At 73.2% G+C, this 1951-nt stretch carries 2 protein-coding genes; both read right to left on the bottom strand.

From position 1 onward, the window contains the following. Positions 1-759: class I SAM-dependent methyltransferase (locus AA75_RS15680; RefSeq protein ID WP_051812496.1), on the bottom strand; the 759-nt coding region annotated here is incomplete at its 3' end. A gap of 115 nt (positions 760-874) precedes the next feature. After that, complete coding sequence (locus AA75_RS15675) at positions 875-1828, bottom strand: YihY/virulence factor BrkB family protein (RefSeq protein ID WP_033820639.1); 954 nt, start codon at positions 1826-1828, stop codon at positions 875-877. Positions 1829-1951 lie beyond the last annotated feature (123 nt).

The following is a 1951-nucleotide window of genomic DNA, read 5'->3' as shown; positions in this document are numbered from 1 at the left end:
CGTCGCCGGTGCGGCGGGCACGGTGTCGTAGGCGAGGCGGTAGACCCGGACCCCGGCGATGGTCTCCTCGTCCATCCGGTAGCCCTCGGCCCGCCAGTCGCGGCCCAGCAGGTCGCGCTGCACCTGCTCGGCGTCGCCCCAGGTGCCGTAGAACTTCTCCGGGGTGAGCAGGACCGGCCGCAGGCCGTGCGCGAAGACCGCCTCCCACACCGCCGCCGCGACGCCCGGGGTGTGTTCGGCCCGGTAGTCGTCGAGGGCGACCACGCCGTCCTTGGCCAGCGCGGCCCGGGCGACCTGGATGTCGCCGGCCACGTGCTCGTACAGGTGGGAGGCGTCGATGTGGATGAAGCGGCAGCTCTGGTCGGGGATCCGGCCGTCGGCGAGGACCGAGGTCGGGGCCTGGACCACGGTGGGCAGGCGGTCGTGGAAGGACAGGTAGTTGTCCTCGAAGGCCTGCCGGGTGAGTGTCTTGCGGTAGGACATGGACATCTCGGCGGAGTTGTCCTCGTCCGGTGCGTCCGAGTCGAAGAGGTCGCAGACGGTGAAGGTCTCGCCGGTCTGCAGGTGGCTGCCGAGCAGGATCGCGCTGCGGCCGAGGTACGCACCGAGCTCCAGCAGGTCACCGGTGCGGCCGCGCTGGGCCTGCTGGGTGAGCAGCCAGCCGAACACCTCCTGGTCCGCCTTGAAGAACCAGCCCGGGACGTCGTCCAGGGTGCGGGTGGCGGCCGGGGGGGCGGTGGTGATGTCAGCACTGGTCACGACTGTCTCCAGGCGTCCTTCGGGGTGTGCTCGCCCGGACCGGGTCACGGTGGGGGAGCAGCTCGACTGTGACCCGGATCATAACCACTGGGCCGTGGCGGCGCAGGAGGTGTGATCAGGCTTTTTCCCGGGGCTCCGGGCCGGCCGGGGCGCCGGGGCCGTCCTGGCGGGCCGCGTCCAGCGCCTCCTGCGCCCGCTGTCCGGCCCGCTCGCGGGCCGCCTCCGGGTCCGCCAGGGCGGTCCAGGCGGCGCAGTAGAGGGTCAGCCGGGAGACGAAGTTCATCCACAGCAGCAGGGCGACCGGGACGCCGAAGGCGCCGTACAGGCTCTTGCCGGCCACCGAGCCCAGGTAGGAGGAGAGCAGCAGCTTGAGCAGTTCGAAGCCGACCGCGCCGAGCAGCGCGCCCTGCAGCAGGGCGCGGCGGGACTGGCCGGTGATCCGCGGGAACGGGCCGAGCAGGTAGGCGAAGAGCAGCAGGTCCGCGGCGACCGCGATGAGCAGCCCCAGCACGGTCAGGACGGCGCGGCCGGAGCCACCGCCGAGGCCCAGCCAGTCGGCGATCCGGCGGGCCAGCGCGGTGGCCCCCGCGGAGGCGCCCAGCGAGAACAGGCAGACCACGCCGAGGCCGACCAGGACCAGGCAGTCCTTGGCCTTCAGCACCAGGGCGTTGCCGGGCTCGTCGGCGAGGCGCCAGACGTCCCGGATGGCGCCGCGCATGGTGTCGACCCAGCCGAGCCCGGAGTACAGCAGCACCAGGCCGCTGATCACGCCGACGGTGGCCGCGTTGGCCACCAGGCTGGACAGGCCGAGCGAGTCCGCCAGGCCGGGCACCTGCTTGGCGATGTCGTCCTGGAGGTCCTGGACCTGGGCGTCGCTGAGGACCGCGACGGCGATCGCCAGGGCGACCGTGAGCAGCGGGAACAGGGCAAGGAAGCCGAAGTAGGTGATCGCCCCGGCGAGCCGGTTGCCCTTCACCTCCGTGACGTGGGCGAAGGTGCGCCAGGCCCGGGTCCGCAGCAGCCGGGCGACGGCCGGGCCGATCACCGGCAGCTTGGTCAGGAATTCCAAGGGTGTGCTCCCCGCCCGGCCGGGACTGTCACGGACGTCCCTGTATAGCGCGGGCGCGCCGGGTGGCCGGCGGTGACACCCCGGGGCCGGCCCGGGGTGTCACCCGCTCAGTGGGCGGGCGCG

Origin of the sequence: Kitasatospora sp. MBT63 (assembly GCF_000710465.2) — a bacterium.
Classification (GTDB): Bacteria; Actinomycetota; Actinomycetes; order Streptomycetales; family Streptomycetaceae; genus Kitasatospora.
Note: the sequence above shows the minus strand (reverse complement) of the source record. Positions and strands in the feature narration are given on the sequence as shown.